At 50.3% G+C, this 16497-nt stretch carries 17 protein-coding genes; all 17 read left to right on the top strand.

Translation table 11 applies throughout. The annotated features are described in order from the left end of the window. The first annotated feature begins 58 nt into the window (after positions 1-58). The 17 genes from hepT to PXY01_RS02375 all read left to right on the top strand — a co-directional run bounded on the left by hepT (position 59) and on the right by PXY01_RS02375 (position 16474). The gene (gene hepT, locus PXY01_RS02450) at positions 59-1033 is read left to right on the top strand and encodes a heptaprenyl diphosphate synthase component II (RefSeq protein WP_127566941.1); all 975 of its coding nucleotides are present in this window, start codon (positions 59-61) and stop codon (positions 1031-1033) included. 38 nt (positions 1034-1071) lie between these two features. Further along, a complete protein-coding gene (gene ndk, locus PXY01_RS02445) occupies positions 1072-1515 on the top strand; it encodes a nucleoside-diphosphate kinase (protein WP_127566939.1) in 444 nt (147 codons plus the stop codon). A 44-nt stretch (positions 1516-1559) separates the two neighbouring features. Then, positions 1560-2342, top strand: coding sequence for a CheR family methyltransferase (locus tag PXY01_RS02440; RefSeq protein ID WP_127566937.1), 783 nt, complete (start codon positions 1560-1562; stop codon positions 2340-2342). A 99-nt stretch (positions 2343-2441) separates the two neighbouring features. Further along, a complete protein-coding gene (locus tag PXY01_RS22240; protein WP_164744282.1) occupies positions 2442-2609 on the top strand; it encodes a hypothetical protein in 168 nt (55 codons plus the stop codon). A 360-nt stretch (positions 2610-2969) separates the two neighbouring features. Further along, positions 2970-4139, top strand: a complete 1170-nt coding sequence (gene aroC, locus PXY01_RS02435; protein ID WP_127567352.1) for a chorismate synthase — start codon at positions 2970-2972, stop codon at positions 4137-4139. 2 nt (positions 4140-4141) lie between these two features. Then, positions 4142-5245, top strand: coding sequence for a 3-dehydroquinate synthase (aroB, locus tag PXY01_RS02430; RefSeq protein ID WP_127566935.1), 1104 nt, complete (start codon positions 4142-4144; stop codon positions 5243-5245). Then, positions 5242-5610, top strand: a complete 369-nt coding sequence (aroH, locus tag PXY01_RS02425; RefSeq protein WP_127566933.1) for a chorismate mutase — start codon at positions 5242-5244, stop codon at positions 5608-5610. The genes aroB and aroH overlap by 4 nt, the downstream gene beginning before the upstream one ends. Positions 5611-5962: 352 nt before the next feature. Further along, on the top strand, positions 5963-7537 hold the full coding sequence (gene trpE / locus PXY01_RS02420) for an anthranilate synthase component I (RefSeq protein ID WP_127566931.1): 1575 nt from the start codon (positions 5963-5965) through the stop codon (positions 7535-7537). Positions 7538-7542: 5 nt separating this feature from the next. Further along, positions 7543-8598, top strand: a complete 1056-nt coding sequence (gene trpD / locus PXY01_RS02415) for an anthranilate phosphoribosyltransferase (RefSeq protein ID WP_373864271.1) — start codon at positions 7543-7545, stop codon at positions 8596-8598. Further along, a complete protein-coding gene (trpC, locus tag PXY01_RS02410; protein WP_127566927.1) occupies positions 8588-9394 on the top strand; it encodes an indole-3-glycerol phosphate synthase TrpC in 807 nt (268 codons plus the stop codon). Before trpD ends, trpC begins: the two co-directional genes overlap by 11 nt. Further along, on the top strand, positions 9391-10122 hold the full coding sequence (locus PXY01_RS02405; protein ID WP_127566925.1) for a phosphoribosylanthranilate isomerase: 732 nt from the start codon (positions 9391-9393) through the stop codon (positions 10120-10122). Before trpC ends, PXY01_RS02405 begins: the two co-directional genes overlap by 4 nt. After that, positions 10119-11324 carry a tryptophan synthase subunit beta gene (gene trpB, locus PXY01_RS02400; protein WP_127566923.1) on the top strand — a complete coding sequence of 402 codons (1206 nt, stop codon included), beginning with the start codon at positions 10119-10121 and terminating at the stop codon, positions 11322-11324. Before PXY01_RS02405 ends, trpB begins: the two co-directional genes overlap by 4 nt. Continuing rightward, complete coding sequence (trpA, locus tag PXY01_RS02395; protein ID WP_127566921.1) at positions 11311-12123, top strand: tryptophan synthase subunit alpha; 813 nt, start codon at positions 11311-11313, stop codon at positions 12121-12123. Before trpB ends, trpA begins: the two co-directional genes overlap by 14 nt. 163 nt (positions 12124-12286) lie before the next feature. Then, on the top strand, positions 12287-13387 hold the full coding sequence (gene hisC / locus PXY01_RS02390) for a histidinol-phosphate transaminase (protein WP_127566919.1): 1101 nt from the start codon (positions 12287-12289) through the stop codon (positions 13385-13387). A gap of 3 nt (positions 13388-13390) precedes the next feature. Beyond that, positions 13391-14482 carry a prephenate dehydrogenase gene (locus tag PXY01_RS02385; protein WP_127566917.1) on the top strand — a complete coding sequence of 364 codons (1092 nt, stop codon included), beginning with the start codon at positions 13391-13393 and terminating at the stop codon, positions 14480-14482. Positions 14483-15269: 787 nt separating this feature from the next. Further along, complete coding sequence (locus tag PXY01_RS02380) at positions 15270-15869, top strand: RNA polymerase sigma factor (RefSeq protein ID WP_127566915.1); 600 nt, start codon at positions 15270-15272, stop codon at positions 15867-15869. After that, on the top strand, positions 15866-16474 hold the full coding sequence (locus tag PXY01_RS02375) for an anti-sigma factor family protein (protein ID WP_127566913.1): 609 nt from the start codon (positions 15866-15868) through the stop codon (positions 16472-16474). Before PXY01_RS02380 ends, PXY01_RS02375 begins: the two co-directional genes overlap by 4 nt. Positions 16475-16497 lie beyond the last annotated feature (23 nt).

Below are 16497 nucleotides of genomic sequence, written 5' to 3'. Positions count from 1 at the left end.
CCGTTTATGTTTATGATGCCGGTTTTTGCAAGTGCAAAAGCCTTGGGGTGAATAACCGATGAAATTAATTGACCTATATGCCAAAATGAAACACGATTTGAATGAGATTGAGAAGGAGCTGGAACAGGCTGTTACGTCGGAGCATCCATTGATGACCGAAGCTTCTGTTCACCTTCTCAAAGCTGGCGGAAAGCGGATTCGGCCGGTATTTACGCTTCTCTCCGGCAAATTCGGCAGCTACAGCCTTGATAAGCTTAAGGCGGTAGCCGTTCCACTTGAGCTTATTCATATGGCATCACTCGTGCATGATGACGTTATTGACGATGCGAAGACGAGGCGAGGACAGCTTACGGTAAAGGCTAAGTGGGATAACCGAATTGCGATGTATACGGGTGATTATATTCATGGCAAAGCTCTGACGGTTGCGACAAGGCTCCATAACCCACGTATCCATCAAATTTTATCGAAAGCTATGGTCGAAATGTGTCTGGGCGAAATGGAGCAAATTCGCGACTTTTTTAATACGAACCAAACGATTCGCAATTACTTGCTGCGTATTCGTCGCAAGACTGCGTTGTTGATCGCAATTAGCTGCCAACTCGGCGCTCTTGCAGCAGAGGCACTTGAGGAGAATGCCGCCGCATTGTACCGTTTCGGATACAATGTCGGCATGACGTTCCAGATTCGTGACGATTTGCTTGATCTGTGCGGGACGGAGAAGCAGATTGGTAAACCTCCGGGCTCTGATATTCGTCAAGGCAATATTACGCTGCCGGTTCTGCTTGCACTGCAAGAAGATCATTTGCGTGAACCGCTGCTGCGGGAGATTACGATGATTCGTAGGACGAACGGTGAAGGCGACACGTCAGAAGCAATTCGAATTATTCGTGGAAGCCGGGGAATTAAGCAGGCAGAGTCGCTTGCCGACCGTTATATTCAGAAAGCACTCATCGCTCTAGAAGGACTTCCGGATATTTCGGCGAAGAAGAGCTTGAAAGAAATCGCGCACTTCGTGAACAAACGTAATTATTAAGTAGTGCAGCACGAATGCTGCGGAAAGGGTTGAGCAAGGTGGAGAGAACATTTCTAATGATTAAACCGGATGGTGTGCAGCGTGGATTAATCGGTGAAATAATCGGTCGCTTCGAACGTAAGGGTCTTCAACTCGTAGCGGGCAAATTTATGCAGATTACTCCAGAACTAGCGGAACGCCATTATGCTCAGCATAAAGGCCAATATTACTACGATGCCCTTATTGAATTTACGACGTCTGGCCCAGTGTTTGCCATGGTATGGCAGGGCGATAACGTTGTTGCACTTACAAGAGCGCTTATCGGCAAGACAGATGCGGTAGAAGCGCTGCCTGGCACGATTCGTTCCGATTTTGCAGTACATACGAGGTTTAACCTGATTCATGGCTCTGATTCGCCGGAAAGCGCGGAGCGGGAGATCGCGCTGTTCTTCGAGCCAGATCAATTAATCGATTACGAGCACACGATTCAGAAATGGATTTAACGAATTTGACATATTTGGTTGGCATGACGGGGGGCATCTATTGAATGGCTGATGCAGATTACGAACGCTTTATCGAGCAGATCAAAAAAAGAACAGCGATCGATCTTGCCCAGTATAAAGAAACGCAAATGAAGCGTCGGCTAACGACGTTGCGTCAGAAGCACGGCTATAACAGCTTCACCGAATATATGGATGCGCTTGTACGTATTCCTGCGTTGATGGACGAGTTTCTGGACCGGATGACGATCAACGTATCAGAGTTTTGGCGGAATCCGAATCGGTGGGAAATTCTTGAGAAACGTTTTTTACCTGAAATGACGGCAGGAGGCGGTCGGATATCGATCTGGAGCGCCGCCTGCTCGACGGGTGACGAGCCTTATACAACCGCGATGATTTTGGACCGTTTGGGCATGCTCGGACGAGCAGAGATTACAGCAACGGATCTCGATCATAATGTGTTGGCTAAGGCGCAAGGCGGCCTATATCAAGAAAGATCGGTACGGGATGTGCCGAAGTCATATTTGAAAGACTATTTCACAGTTGACGGAGACGTTTACGCTGTGGATGAGCGCATTAAACGTTCGATTCGGTTCAAACAGCACAATCTGCTATACGACCCGTTCGGCGGTCCGTATGATTTGATTATTTGCCGTAACGTGATGATTTATTTCACGGAAGAAGCTAAGCATGGGCTGTATCAGCGGTTCGCCAATTCGCTCAAGCCGGGAGGTATACTGTTCGTTGGCAGTACAGAACAAATTTTCTCGCCACAGCAGTATGGGCTGGAGACGGCTGAAACGTTCTTCTATCGAAAAAAAATGTCCTAATTCTTTATCATCATTCCATTTCGTTCGCTTGGATGCGTATTTCTCATATCACTTGTTGTAATACTATGGTAATGGAATTAATGCCATGGAGGGACAAAAGTGGACAAGCGAAAGGCGATTGCCGCGTACCGGCGCGGATGGCTTACGCTGCATGAGTGCGCGCAAATTTTAGGCATTCACAGCGAACAGCTGCGAATGATCGCAGACAGCAATCCGGTATTTGGGTCATCGCCAGCCCGGACAGAGAAAGTCACATCGTATCGTTAATGTTCGAAAGTGATGTAAGGGGCTGTTCAGATTGTCAGTTTATCACTGACTGACGAATCTGGACAGCCCCTTTTTTAGACCGAAAGTGCACTGGCAGCATACGCGAACAAGTCTGCATGTTGTGCAGCTATCTATGAGTCATCCATCCATTATTGGATAGTCTCTATTGATTAGAGATGAAATATTATTTTATGCAGGTGCTTATAAGGTTTGAAACCATTGGTGAGTTGTATAGAAACCGCTTGCTGCGGCCTCTGACGTTTCTTGTCAAACCGACAGGGCTGTACTATAATGAGCAAAGATGTTTCGGGTATTTACATAGCCGGACTCTATTTGGCCGGTGAAGGGAGCGTTATTAGCTTGAGTTTACGTTATTTAACTGCAGGAGAGACACACGGTCCACAGTTGACCGCTATTATTGAAGGCTTGCCGAGCAACCTTCAGCTTAACTTTGACGAATTGAATTTCCAATTGCTTCGCCGTCAGAAGGGGCATGGCCGCGGACGCCGGATGCAAATTGAGAAGGATACGGCGAATATTGTAGGCGGTGTTAGACATGGCCGTACTACCGGTGCACCAGTAGCGTTGGTTGTTGAGAACAACGACTGGAAGCATTGGACTAAAGTTATGAATATCGAGCCAATCGAAGGAAGCGACGAAGAGAAGCGCCGCGTTCATCGTCCGCGTCCAGGTCATGCTGATCTGAACGGCGGCCTGAAATACAATCTGAAGGATCTCCGTAACGTACTGGAGCGGTCAAGCGCACGCGAGACGGCTGCTCGCGTAGCGGTTGGTGCTGTAGCGCGTCAGCTTCTTTCGGCTTTCGGTATTAAGGTTGCGGGGCAAGTGATTCGGATCGGTGAGATTGAAGCACCGAAGAATAATTTGCCGATCGATGAGCTGATTCGTCTGACAGAAGAGTCACCGGTGCGTGTCGTTGATAAGGAAACAGAAGAGAAAATGACCGCATATATCGACCAGATCAAAGCAGAAGGTGACTCGATCGGCGGCATTGTCGAGTGCATCATTGAAGGTGTTCCAGTCGGCCTTGGCAGTCATGTTCAATATGACCGCAAGCTGGACGGTCGTATTGCGCAGGCGGTGATGTCAATTAACGCGTTCAAGGGCGTTGAGATCGGTATTGGATTTGAAGCAGGCAAAATTCGCGGCTCGCAAGTGCATGACGAGATATTGTATAGCGAAGAGAGAGGGTATCACCGTAGAACGAACCGTCTCGGCGGCTTCGAGGGCGGAATGACGAACGGAGAACAGATCGTTGTTCGCGGCGTCATGAAACCGATTCCGACGCTGTACAAGCCTCTGCAAAGCGTAGACATCGATACGAAAGAGCCGTTCACAGCTCAGGTCGAGCGTTCTGATGCGTGCGCTGTTCCTGCAGCAAGTGTTGTTATGGAGCATGTCGTCGCTTGGGAAGTAGCTAAGGCGTTTCTAGAAAAGTTCGGCGGCGATTCGATGGAAGAAGTGCGCCGTAATTATGAATCTTACCTTGAGCAGATTGGCAGGTATTAAGAATGAGAGAGCTCAAGGTCGAGCTAGGTGAACGGTCGTATCCAATTTATATTGGGGAGGGCCTCCTGAAGGAGGCTGCTTCTTATTTCGATAAACATGGCGTCAGCAAAAAATCTCCGTTGTTGATCGTTACGGACGATCATATCGGACCGCTATATTTGGAAGCGCTCGAAAGTGTATTGACAGAGAACGGTTACCGTGTCATTAGTGCAGTAGTTCCTGCAGGAGAGAGCTCCAAGTCGTTAAGCGTATTTGAGCATCTTGTCACGAAAGCGCTTGAAGGTGGACTCGACCGCAAATCGACAGTCGTTGCACTTGGCGGCGGCGTAGTGGGCGATCTCGCAGGTTATGTTGCAGCTGCATATATGCGCGGAGTCCGTTTCGTCCAAATTCCGACGACGATTCTAGCGCATGACAGCAGCGTTGGCGGTAAGGTCGCGGTCAATCATCCGCTGGCGAAGAACATTATAGGAGCGTTCCACCAACCGGCGTTCGTACTATACGATCTGCTAACGCTTCAATCGCTGCCGCTGCGTCAAGTCCAATGCGGATTGGCAGAAGTGATTAAGCATGGCTTGATCTGGGACGAAGCATTCGTCGATTGGTGCGATACGAATATGGAGAAGCTGCTCGCTCTTGATTCCGAAGCGCTTGGATACGCGCTGCATAAAGGCTGCAGCGTGAAAGCGGCTGTCGTATCGGAAGATGAGACAGAGAACGGATTACGGGCCATTCTTAACCTAGGCCACACGATTGGCCATGCCTTGGAAGCTGTTGCTGGTTACGGTGAATTGACGCATGGTGAGGCGATTTCGATTGGCATGATCGGCTCCGCGCTCGTAGGCGTTAAGCTTGGCGCGCCTAACGAAGTATATGAGACAACTAGGCGTGTGCTAGGCAAGTCTGGGCTGCCGGTAAGACTGCCGTCGCATATGGACACGGATGCGATTATGAACGCTATGATGCACGATAAGAAGTTTACGGAAGGCAGCATCGTATACGTCGTCCCAACGGCGATCGGCCGTGTGGAAATTCGTTCCGACGTTCCGGTGTCGCTCGTCCGCGACACGGTAGAACTATTGAAACAGGAGGCTGACTGGCGATGAGTGTACGCGGAATTCGTGGCGCAATAACGGTGGATCAGAACGATGAGAAGCAAATTCTTGACGCGACGGTCGAACTGCTCAATACGATCGTAGCGAAGAATGCGATTGTACCTGACGATATTTGCAGCATGATGATCACGGTAACTGCTGACCTGGATGCGACATTCCCTGCTAAAGCGATTCGCGTAATGACTGGTTGGGAGCTTGTTCCGCTTATGTGCGCTCTAGAAGTGCCGGTGAAGGGGAGCCTGGAGCGCTGCATCCGGTTCATGCTGCATGTCAATACATCAAAGACGCAAGCGGAAATTCATCACGTCTATTTACGCGGAGCACAGGTGCTTCGCCCGGATTTGACGAAAGCGTAATTCGAACATTGACGTACGGAATATGAAGGGTGTATAGTTATACCAAGTTAAGAATGAGAGAGCAGTACAGACGAGGCAAGTAGCTAGAATCGCCGCGAGCAGCAGGCAAGCGGCAGAGATGAGAAGAGCTTAGACGAGAAGAGCAGAGCTTTAGCTGGGGAATTAATTTAGAGCAGACATCGTGATATGTGGATTGACGCAGGCTCATCGTGGGCTTATGCACCTTCTTTTCATTTTATCGTCTGTTTCCTCATGAACTCTCCTTTAAGCAAGCAGCACTCATCTTGCATTTATAGCTCCTGCCATCGGCAGGAGCTTATTTATTTCAGCGAGATAAAGGGGATGGACCACGATGAATAACGAACTTCAACAAGTCATCCGAATGGCAGGCACTTATAATTTGATTCCGATCGTTCGCCATATTATGGCCGATACGGAGACACCGATTCGGGTATTCCAGCATTTCTATAAGGAACGCAACGCTTTTCTGCTAGAGAGTGTGGAGGGCGGCGTCCAATGGGCTCGTTATTCCTTCATCGGCACGGACCCATTCCTGCTTCTGTATGGTAAGAATGGGAAGATGGTATTGGAGCAGAAGGGTGAAAAAATCGAGCTTCACGAGAAACCGCTGGAGCTTCTGAAAGCGAAGCTGCGCACGTATCGCAGTCCGCAGCTGCAGGATTTGCCGCCATTCACAGGAGGGGCGATCGGATTTTTTGGATATGATCTGCTGCAGTATTATGAGAAGCTGCCGGCACACCGCGTCGACGATTTGCAAATGAACGATTTGCAATTCATGTTCTGTGATCAGGTTATCGTATTCGATCATATGAAGCAGCAAATTCAAGTCATCGGTAACGTTCACATTCCGGAGGGTGCAACCGATCAACAGATTGAAGCAGAATACAATGCGACGTGCGCTCGCATTGATTCAGTCATTGAGCGGCTGCAGCAGCCGCTGCCGCTGCAAGTAACCGCCGGTGGACGAGTGCCGTCCGATCCGGAGCTTGGAGAAGTTAAATCGAACGTGACCAAGGAGCAGTTTCTTGCGAACGTTGAAACAGCCAAAGAATATATCAGGTCGGGTGATATTTTCCAGGTTGTGTTGACGCAGCGGTTCAGCATTGAGACAGAAGTTAATCCGCTCCACGTTTACCGTGTACTCCGTACGATGAATCCGTCGCCTTATATGTACTATTTGAAGCTGGACGATGAAATTATTGTCGGTACGTCGCCTGAAGCGCTTGTGAAGGTAGACGGCGATAAAGTGGAGACCCGTCCGATCGCTGGTACTCGCCCGCGCGGACAAACGCCTGAGCAGGATGCGGCATTAGAAGTTGAGCTGCTTGCAGACGAGAAGGAGCGTGCGGAGCATGTGATGCTCGTCGATCTTGGCCGTAACGATATCGGCCGCGTATCCGAATTCGGCTCTGTAAAGTGTGATGCTTATATGGAGATCGAGCGGTACTCTCATGTCATGCACATCGTCTCGAATGTCAGTGGTAAACTGCGTAAGGACAAAGACTTTTTCGACGCCTTTATTTCCTGCTTACCGGCAGGTACAGTATCCGGTGCACCGAAGCTTCGCGCGATGGAGATTATTGCAGAGCTGGAGAATGAAGCACGCGGTGCTTATGCCGGAGCAATCGGTTATCTCGGTTTTGGCGGAAGCCTTAATACCTGCATCACGATTCGCACAATCATCTTCAAGAATGGCAAAGCATACGTCCAGGCAGGAGCCGGCATCGTATGGGACTCTGTTCCAGAGAATGAGTATCAGGAGACGGTCAATAAAGCGAAGGCGGGTCTGAAAGCGATCCGCACAGCAGAATTGCTATTTGAATCCGATAAGCGGACTTCGGTGCAAGCGGGAACAACCATCAATACCGATTATGAAATAATCGTGAAGCGGGAGGCGAACGTATAATGTCGATGATTCCGGTTACGAATGATACGATTACACTGCAAGGCGCACTCAATAAACTGGTTGCGGGTGAGCATTTGACTCAAGCTGAAGCTCAAGAGGTAATGGGTTATATAATGAGAGGCGAGGCGACTGGCGCACAAATTGGGGGGATCGCAACGGCACTTCGCATGAAGGGTGAGACCCGAGATGAGATTGCAGGCTTCGCGCTTGCGATGCGTGCATACTCGAACCATGTCGTTACCGAGCAATCTAATTTGCTTGATACTTGCGGAACCGGCGGTTCCGGTATTCATAAATTTAACATCTCGACGGCTTCTTCGATGATCGCTGCTGCTTCAGGCGTACGGGTGGCAAAGCACGGTAACCGTGCGATGTCGGGTAAGGCCGGCAGCGCAGATGTGCTCGAAGCGTTAGGCGTTAACATTACGTTGTCACCGGAGCAAGCGGCACAATGTCTTGATCGCATCGGCATCGTCTTCATGTTCGCACAGCTGTACCATCCGTCACTTCGGCATGCCGCGGGTCCGCGCCGCGAGCTTGGCTTCCGGACGATCTTCAATATGCTCGGTCCGCTTACGAATCCAGCAGGGGCGGATCGCCAACTGCTCGGCTTGTACGACCGCACGCGTACGGAGACGATTGCGGAAGTGATGCGCGACCTCGGCTTGAAGCGGGCGATGGTCGTAAGTAGCCATGACGGTTTAGATGAGATAAGCATTTCGGCTCCAACACAAATTTCGGAGCTGAAGGACGGTGCGATCCGTACGTACGATTTGACGCCAGAAGAACTCGGTCTGCGCCGTCATACGCTCGATGAGATTATTGGCGGCGATCCTTCGGTTAACGCCTCGATCATCCATTCGATCTTCGACGGAGAAGAACGGGGTGCATACCGGGATATCGTGCTTGCGAACGCAGGCGCATGTATATATGTTGGAGGCGGAGCCGATACGCTCGTTGAAGGCGTGCAACGCGCAGCGGATATGATTGATTCCGGCGCGGCCAAAGCAAAGCTGGAGCAGCTTATTCAAACGACAGGAGAATTGAGCCATGTTTCTTGATAAAATTGTAGAGACCAAGAAGCAGGAGGTAGCGGAGCTGTCCGCACGCTTCTCGCTGAACGCATATGAACGTCGTATTGCGGAGATGCCAAGCACGCTTGGGTTCGAGCGTTCTGTATCCGCAGCTGGGCGCAAACGTCCGATGGGATTAATTGCGGAAGTGAAGAAGGCCTCCCCGTCCAAAGGACTTATTCGGGACGATTTCCATCCCGTACAGCTGGCGAAAGCATATGAGGCGGCAGGTACAGACTGCATCTCGGTATTAACGGACCGAGAATATTTCCAAGGTGCGAATGAATATTTGCAAGCGGTCCGCGAGTCGGTGAACGTACCACTACTGCGCAAAGATTTTACGATTGATTATCGTCAGATCTATGAAGCGCGAGATATTGGCGCAGATGCTATCCTTCTTATCGCTGCAATCTTATCAAAGTCGCAGCTTTCGGAATTTCATGACATTGCGAAGTCAATTGGACTTGACGCGCTTGTAGAGGTCCACGATCGTCGCGAGCTGGAAATGGTACTGGAGCTGGACAAAGCGACGTTGATCGGCATTAACAACCGCGATCTGCGGACGTTCGTAACCGATTTGAAGACGACGGAAGAGTTGATCGGAATTATCCCGCAAGGGAAAGGTATTACGATTATTAGCGAGAGTGGTATTGCAGGTCCGGACGATATGGCGTTTCTGCAAGCCGCTGGCGCTCACGGTGTACTGATCGGTGAGCACTTTATGCGCAAGCCGCATGTGGGAGAAGCGATTGAGCAGCTTATGGGGCCGGTGGTCGTGCGATGAGCGAGCATAAGGCTGTGGAGCAGCAAGCATCTTTACAGCATACAGGCCGAGCGCACCCGCGAATCAAAATATGCGGACTTCGCGACCGTGCCACTATCCGTGCTATGCACGGTCTCGATCTTGAAGCCGTCGGCTTTGTTTTCGCGCCAAGCAAGCGGCAGGTTTCGCCTGAGCAGGCTGCGGATCTAATCGAGGAGGTGCGTGCATGGCCGACTGGCGCCATGTCCCGCGGTGCAGCACCGCTGGCTGTCGGCGTTTTCGTGAATGCAGACTTGGACGAGCTTATGCATACAGTCCGAACGGCATCGCTAGATGTCGTTCAATTACATGGCAGCGAATCGCCGGAGCAGTGTGCTGAAGCGAAATTACAGCTTGGCGTACAAGTATGGAAATCTCTCTCGATTGGACGTGGAACAGAGAGTGAGGCGCTAGGAGCGAAAGAGCGGCTTACTCCGTATGCAGGCTCTGTCGATGCGTTCTTGATTGATGCGCCTGGCGGAGGGTCGGGGCATGCGTTTGACTGGTCTGTCATTCATCAGTATAAGGAAGCCGCAGCTATTGTTGGCGTGCCGCTGTATGTAGCGGGTGGTCTTTCCATTGACAACGTGCAAGCCTTGATTCAAAATTACAGCCCGGATGGCGTTGACGTATCAAGCGGCGTAGAGACGGACGGGGTTAAAGATATCGATAAAATTACGACTTTTGTGAGAAGGGTGTTGGAAGCATGACCCGGTTACCGGACGAGAGAGGACGGTTCGGCCAATTCGGCGGGCGTTATGTGCCTGAGACGCTGATGAACGCGCTCACCGAACTAGAGGAAGCATACAAGATATATTCGCAGGACGAACAGTTTCAAGCTGAGCTCCGTCACTTGCTCGACAAATATTCTGGACGTCCAACGTCGCTTTATTATGCGGAGCGGCTGTCGAAGCATCTTGGCGGAGCCAAAATTTATTTGAAGCGGGAAGATTTGAACCATACCGGCGCGCACAAGATTAACAATACGCTCGGTCAGGGGCTGCTTGCGAAACGGATGGGCAAGACGAAAATTATTGCTGAGACTGGTGCTGGTCAGCACGGCGTTGCCTCTGCGACGGTTGCGGCTTTGCTCGGCCTGGAATGCAAGGTGTTCATGGGCGAGGAAGATACGAAGCGACAGCAGCTGAACGTATTTAGAATGCAGTTGTTAGGTGCGGAGGTCGTGCCGGTAATGTCGGGGACGCGCACGCTGAAGGATGCCTGCAACGAAACGCTTCGTTACTGGGTCAGCAACGTGGATGACACTTATTATATTCTTGGATCGGTTACCGGTCCTCACCCGTACCCGATGATTGTCCGTGATTTCCAGCGCATTATCGGTGACGAGGCGCGTGAACAAATGCTGACGGAAGAAGGACGCCTGCCTGATTATGTCGTGGCAGCTGTCGGCGGCGGAAGTAATGCGATCGGTATTTTCTACCCGTTCGTGGAGGATGAGTCCGTTAAGCTGATCGGTGTCGAAGCAGCTGGTAAAGGTATCGATACAGAAGAGCATGCAGCAACGATGACGAAAGGCCGTCACGGAGTATTCCAAGGCTCGTTAAGCTACGTTCTGCAGGATGAGTACGGACAAGTACAGCCGGCGCATTCGATCTCGGCGGGACTTGATTATCCGGGCATTGGACCGGAGCATGCCTATTTGAAGGATACGGGACGCGCACAATACGTTCCGATTACAGATGCGGAAGCTCTCGAAGCGCTGCAGCTGCTGTCGCGCACGGAAGGCATTATACCTGCACTGGAATCAGCGCATGCGATTGCGCAGACGATTAAATTGGCGCCGACGCTTAGCAAGGACGAGATCATCGTTGTCAGCCTCTCGGGCCGAGGCGATAAAGACGTCGAAGCGATCATGGGCTATCTAGGAGGGAACTTCAATGAATCTCATTGATGCAGCTTTTGCTAGACTCAAGGAGCAGGGCGGAACAGCGCTCATTCCTTACTTAACGATTGGAGATCCCGATCTTGCAACCTCGGTGCAAATCATTCGCAAGCTGGAGCAAGCTGGGGCAGACATCATCGAGCTTGGCGTGCCATACAGTGATCCTCTCGCAGATGGCCCAGTTATTCAGCGCGCATCGGAACGGGCGCTCGCTGCCAAGCAAGTATCGATTGTCAGCGTCATGGAAGTGGCGGAGGAAGCACGCGCACAAGGCGTTAAGCTGCCGTTTATTTTGTTCACCTACTTTAATCCGGTTTTGCAGCTTGGATTGGAGCGTTTTTTCGAGCTGTGTATGGACAAAGGCATTAGTGGCCTGATCATTCCTGACCTGCCGATTGAAGAGGATGCAGAATTGCGTGAAATGGCTGAAGAGGCGAATATTCACCTAATTCCGCTAGTTGCTCCAACCTCGAAGGAGCGTGTTGCCCGAATCGCCGCGAAAGCGAGAGGGTTCGTTTACTGCGTTTCATCGCTTGGCGTAACGGGCGTAAGAAGTAACTTCCATGCCGGAATCGATGAGTTTTTGGACGATGTGCGTCGTGCCGCAACCGTACCGATTGCGGTTGGCTTTGGGATCTCAAGCCGCGAGCAGGTCGAGCGCTTTAGTAAGCAGGCTGACGGCGTGATCGTCGGCAGCGCAATCGTTCGCAAGATCGAAGAGGTGCTCCCTCAGCTGAGCAGCGACGCCGAGCGTGAAGCTGCGCTCGATGAGATCGGACAGTTCGTTGCGAACCTGAAGATCGGATAATGTCTTCTATGAACCCGAACGTACTGGCAGGTGCCGGTATGTTCGGTTTATTTTTTGCACCGAATAGAGTTGTCACATTTATTAATACTTTGCAACCTGCCGGATATGTGAGACAATGATTGATATGATGGAATACAAGAATGTCGATGAGGTGAATGGATTCATGCAACCAAAAAGCAATATCGTCCATCTTCCTGTTTACCAACCGGGCAAACCAGTAGAAGACGTCAAGCGGGAGCTTGGCCTGACCGAAGTTATCAAGCTTGCTTCCAATGAGAATCCGTTCGGCTGCTCCGAGCGCGCTAAGGAAGCGGTTATCCACGAGATTACGAATAACGCAAGCATTTATCCAGACGGCGCTAGCGTCGAGCTGACGAAAGCGCTCGCTACGAAGCTTGGTGTTAGTACGGACAGCATCATTTTTGGCTGTGGTTCGGACGAGGTTATTCTAATGCTCGCGCGTGCGTTTCTCGTCCCAGGCGACGAGACGATTATGGCGGATCAGACGTTCAGCGTATATAAGCATAATGCTGAGGTCGAGAATGCACGCGTAATCGAAGTGCCGCTCAAGGATGGCAAGCATGATCTTCCTGCGATGCTGTCCCGTGTTACAGATCGTACGAAAATTGTCTGGGTCTGCAATCCGAACAATCCGACAGGTACAATTGTCACGAAGGATGAATTCGAGTCGTTCATGTCGAAAGTGCCAAGCAGCGTCCTTGTTGTTCTTGACGAGGCGTATGTAGAGTATGTAACGGAAGAATCGTTCCCAGACGGTATCAAGCTGCTGTCGACCTATAAAAACTTGATCGTTCTGCGTACGTTCTCCAAAATTTATGGCCTTGCGTCACTTCGGATCGGCTACGGTGTCGGACATCCGGACGTTATCCGCTTCATTAATCAAGTCCGCGAGCCGTTCAATACGTCGCGTGTCGCACAAGCGGCTGCCCTAGCTGCGCTTGAGGATGCAGCGTTCCTGGACGAGTGCCGTAACCGTAATTCGGAAGGTCTGGCATATTTGCGTGAACAGTTCGATCGTATGGGCCTTCACTACTTCGATGCTCATGGCAACTTTATTATGTTCGACGCGAAGCTGCCTTCCCGTGACATATTCGACGCTTTGCTGCGCAAGGGCATTATTTCTCGCGCCGGCTGGCAGTACTACCCGACATATATTCGAATTACGGTAGGCAGCCGCGAGGAGAACGAGAAGTTTATCGCCGCACTGGAACAGGTACTGCAAGAAGCGGCGGTGCTTGGATAACGTATGGTCAAAATTGCGATAATCGGCGTCGGGCTGATGGGAGGATCACTTGCTCTATGCTTTAAAGGCAAGCCGGATCTCTACGTAGTCGGTCACTCGACTCGTCAATCGTCCGTCGATAAATATCTCGAGCGAGGTGTCGTGGATCATGCCACGACATCTTTGCACGAGGCGGCGGAGGACGCTGATTTTATTTTTTTGTGCGTACCGGTCGGCAGTCTCGAATCCTACTTAGAGCAGCTTTCACAGATGAGGTTAAAGCCGGGCTGCATTATTACGGACGTTGGCAGCACCAAGTCTTCGGTCAACGCTTGTGCGCGCAGACTTGATCTTGGTGGGGCGTTATTCATCGGTGGACATCCGATGGCCGGCTCCGAGCGTTCCGGAGTGGAGGCGGCTTCCCTCTACTTATATGAGAATGCATTCTATGTTCTGACACCGGAACGATCGACGCCTCCGGAAGCGCTGAACCGTCTCAAACAACTGCTTATGCATACGAAGGCGAATATCGTCATCGTCGATGCGGACGAGCATGACGATATCGTAGGCGCGATCAGTCATTTGCCTCATATGATCGCAGTTGTGCTGACGAACCAAGTAAGAAAGTATAATGAAGAGAATGAACTCTACTCCCTCTTAGCAGCAGGGGGATTCCGTGACATTACGAGAATAGCATCGAGCGATCCGAACGTGTGGCGAGACATTCTGGTGAACAACCGTGACGTTATGCTGAGACTAATCGAGGATTGGAATCAAGAGATCGAAGCATTCGCGCAAATGCTCCGTGAGAGAGATATTGAAGGCATCGGTGAAGCGTTCCGGAAGTCCGGCCAGTTTCGTAACAGTTTGCCTGAGCGCCGTAAAGGTATTATCCATTCCCTTTATGAATGTTATGTTGATGTACCTGACCATCCGGGTATCATTGGCCGTATTACGACTGAACTGGGTAATCGGCGCATTAATCTTAGTAATATTCAAATTATTGAAAGCCGAGAAGATGTCCCAGGCGTGTTACGCTTATCATTTCGTACACAGGACGATCTTGATCAAGCGGTCACAGCGCTTGGCGAGCTTCAATATTCCGTTCACTTCTAGTAATAAATCATCCCGCTTCGACCGTCATATGCAGGCGGTGAGCGGGATTTTTTTTGCTGGCCTAGGTATTAAGCGCGTTCATCGAATGGAGCAGCACCAATTTATTGATGAAACTTGAAAGAAGAGTAAATTGTGATTGACAAAATGAAAACGTATACATATAATAAAAGTACAGTATGGTTTCTCTCCACTCCTATCCAAATCATTCGCACGATGTGCGGACCACCTCATGTTGAGGTGGTTTTTTTTTGTCTTTCCGGGGTGACTGGTATTAATTTCAAGGCGAAGCCGGCCGTCTATTAGTTGCATGAGAGCTAGGAATGGGTGGGAATTGACGAGAGGCGGGCATATGAGCTGGCGCAGCTAGAAGGTACGAAAGAAAGCTTTGTCACGGAGTGACAAGGCGAGGGGGAAGAACGGAGTAACTAGGACAGTCCTTTAGGAGTCCAGAGGACGAAGTCCTTTGGGGCCCTCCCTGGCAGGGAGGGTTTGGGAGGGATGAGACAGTCTATATTTTGACAAATCTTTAACCACATTCCAAACGGGGTGTGTTACAATACAGGAGCATTTGGGTAAATGGCTTTGTTATACAAAAATTAGAATCCTATAATATCGAGTCGAAAGAGCAGGAATTTAGACGCATGAACCGAAATGGTAATCGAGCAGTCCAAAGTCCTATTCATATTTTCTCCTTTTTTATGAGGTACACCGCAACTTTTTGCTTCCGGTTCGGTACAATAAGTAGGCCGAACCGAGAAGACTCCGCAGGTGAGGAGGTTCGCCTGTCGTGACCGACACCCAATTAATACGAGAAATTAAGGACGGAAATGTCCAAATGTATTCGGAATTGATGCGGCGGTACCAGCGTAAGATCCTCGCCTTTATTTATCACATGCTTAAGAGCGCGAAGCTCGAGCTTATGGCGGAGGATCTTTGCTCGGAAACGTTCTACAAGGCTTACCGAAGTCTGCATTCGTTCCGTGAACTGGACGCTTCGTTCTCAACGTGGTTATATACAATCGCCCGTAATACGGTGCTTAGTGAGCTTCGTAAACAGAAAGCAGGCAGTGTGCCGCTCGAAGAATCGGGTGTTGTACCACTTGCCCCTCCCGATGCGGTGCCGGAATTACGGCTTTTACAGAACGAAAGAATGTCAATGGTTCGGGATGCGATTAACAACTTGCCGGAGAAACAGCGTTCCGCTCTAATCCTGAGGGAATACGAGCAGCTGGAGTATCAGGAAATCGCCAATATACTGGGGCAGACGGTCAGCTCTGTTAAATCATTGCTATTTCGTGCACGATCGAGTATCAAGACGCAGCTAGAGCCTTATTTTGACGAAGCAGCAACTTCCATGGAACCATATGAAGGGATGAGAACGCGATGAGATGTGACGAATGTCAGGAGAAACTCGGCCTGTATTGGGAACTGCCTGATCAGGATGCCGATAAGGTAGCTATTGACCTGCATCTCTTGGACTGTCCGTCATGCGCGGAGCAATTTCGTTTATGGGAAGAAAGCGATTGGATGATCCGATCCTTGTCCGAGCTGGAAGATAAAGAGTTTGATGACCGTTCTGTTGCTCGGATGAATCAAAGTGTAATGGACCGAATCTATGCGGACAACGAATATCTTCGCCCGGTTCATGATCGAACTTATCGATTTACAACGTCATTCCGATTCCGGAGCGGATTATTAATAGCAGGTTGTTTGGCTATATTTTTTAGCGGACTCCTCTATGCTGTAATAGGCGATGGAGGTTCGACCGCTCGAACAGAGCCGATGACCGGTTTGCTCGAAACTGCAAATGCGGGCGGCGATGGGGTCATTATTGGCGGACAATTTTATGCTGAAGTGCCGGTAGCTAGTATAAGTGATCCTTTCGTTTTGAAAGTCGTTCCGACCGTACCGCAGTATTGGATCGTGTTCTCATTGTTCGGTGTAATTACGACCTTGTTGCTGTCGAACTGGTTCGCCCGCACGAGAAGATAAAGGACGATCGATTTGTATTTGGA

This window comes from Paenibacillus xylaniclasticus, assembly GCF_004001065.1.
In the GTDB taxonomy this organism is placed as follows: domain Bacteria; phylum Bacillota; class Bacilli; order Paenibacillales; family Paenibacillaceae; genus Paenibacillus_T; species Paenibacillus_T xylaniclasticus.
This window is presented reverse-complemented; position numbering and strand designations above follow the sequence as displayed.

Coding starts and splice junctions, on each gene's coding strand:
- trpA (WP_127566921.1), top strand. CDS start 11,311: ATGAATCTCATTGATGCAGCTTTTGCTAGACTCAAGGAGCAGGGCGGA.
- PXY01_RS02440 (WP_127566937.1), top strand. CDS start 1,560: ATGGCTGATGCAGATTACGAACGCTTTATCGAGCAGATCAAAAAAAGA.
- trpD (WP_373864271.1), top strand. CDS start 7,543: ATGATTCCGGTTACGAATGATACGATTACACTGCAAGGCGCACTCAAT.
- PXY01_RS02375 (WP_127566913.1), top strand. CDS start 15,866: ATGAGATGTGACGAATGTCAGGAGAAACTCGGCCTGTATTGGGAACTG.
- PXY01_RS02385 (WP_127566917.1), top strand. CDS start 13,391: ATGGTCAAAATTGCGATAATCGGCGTCGGGCTGATGGGAGGATCACTT.
- aroH (WP_127566933.1), top strand. CDS start 5,242: ATGAGTGTACGCGGAATTCGTGGCGCAATAACGGTGGATCAGAACGAT.
- hisC (WP_127566919.1), top strand. CDS start 12,287: ATGCAACCAAAAAGCAATATCGTCCATCTTCCTGTTTACCAACCGGGC.
- PXY01_RS02405 (WP_127566925.1), top strand. CDS start 9,391: ATGAGCGAGCATAAGGCTGTGGAGCAGCAAGCATCTTTACAGCATACA.
- trpE (WP_127566931.1), top strand. CDS start 5,963: ATGAATAACGAACTTCAACAAGTCATCCGAATGGCAGGCACTTATAAT.
- aroB (WP_127566935.1), top strand. CDS start 4,142: ATGAGAGAGCTCAAGGTCGAGCTAGGTGAACGGTCGTATCCAATTTAT.
- trpC (WP_127566927.1), top strand. CDS start 8,588: ATGTTTCTTGATAAAATTGTAGAGACCAAGAAGCAGGAGGTAGCGGAG.
- trpB (WP_127566923.1), top strand. CDS start 10,119: ATGACCCGGTTACCGGACGAGAGAGGACGGTTCGGCCAATTCGGCGGG.
- hepT (WP_127566941.1), top strand. CDS start 59: ATGAAATTAATTGACCTATATGCCAAAATGAAACACGATTTGAATGAG.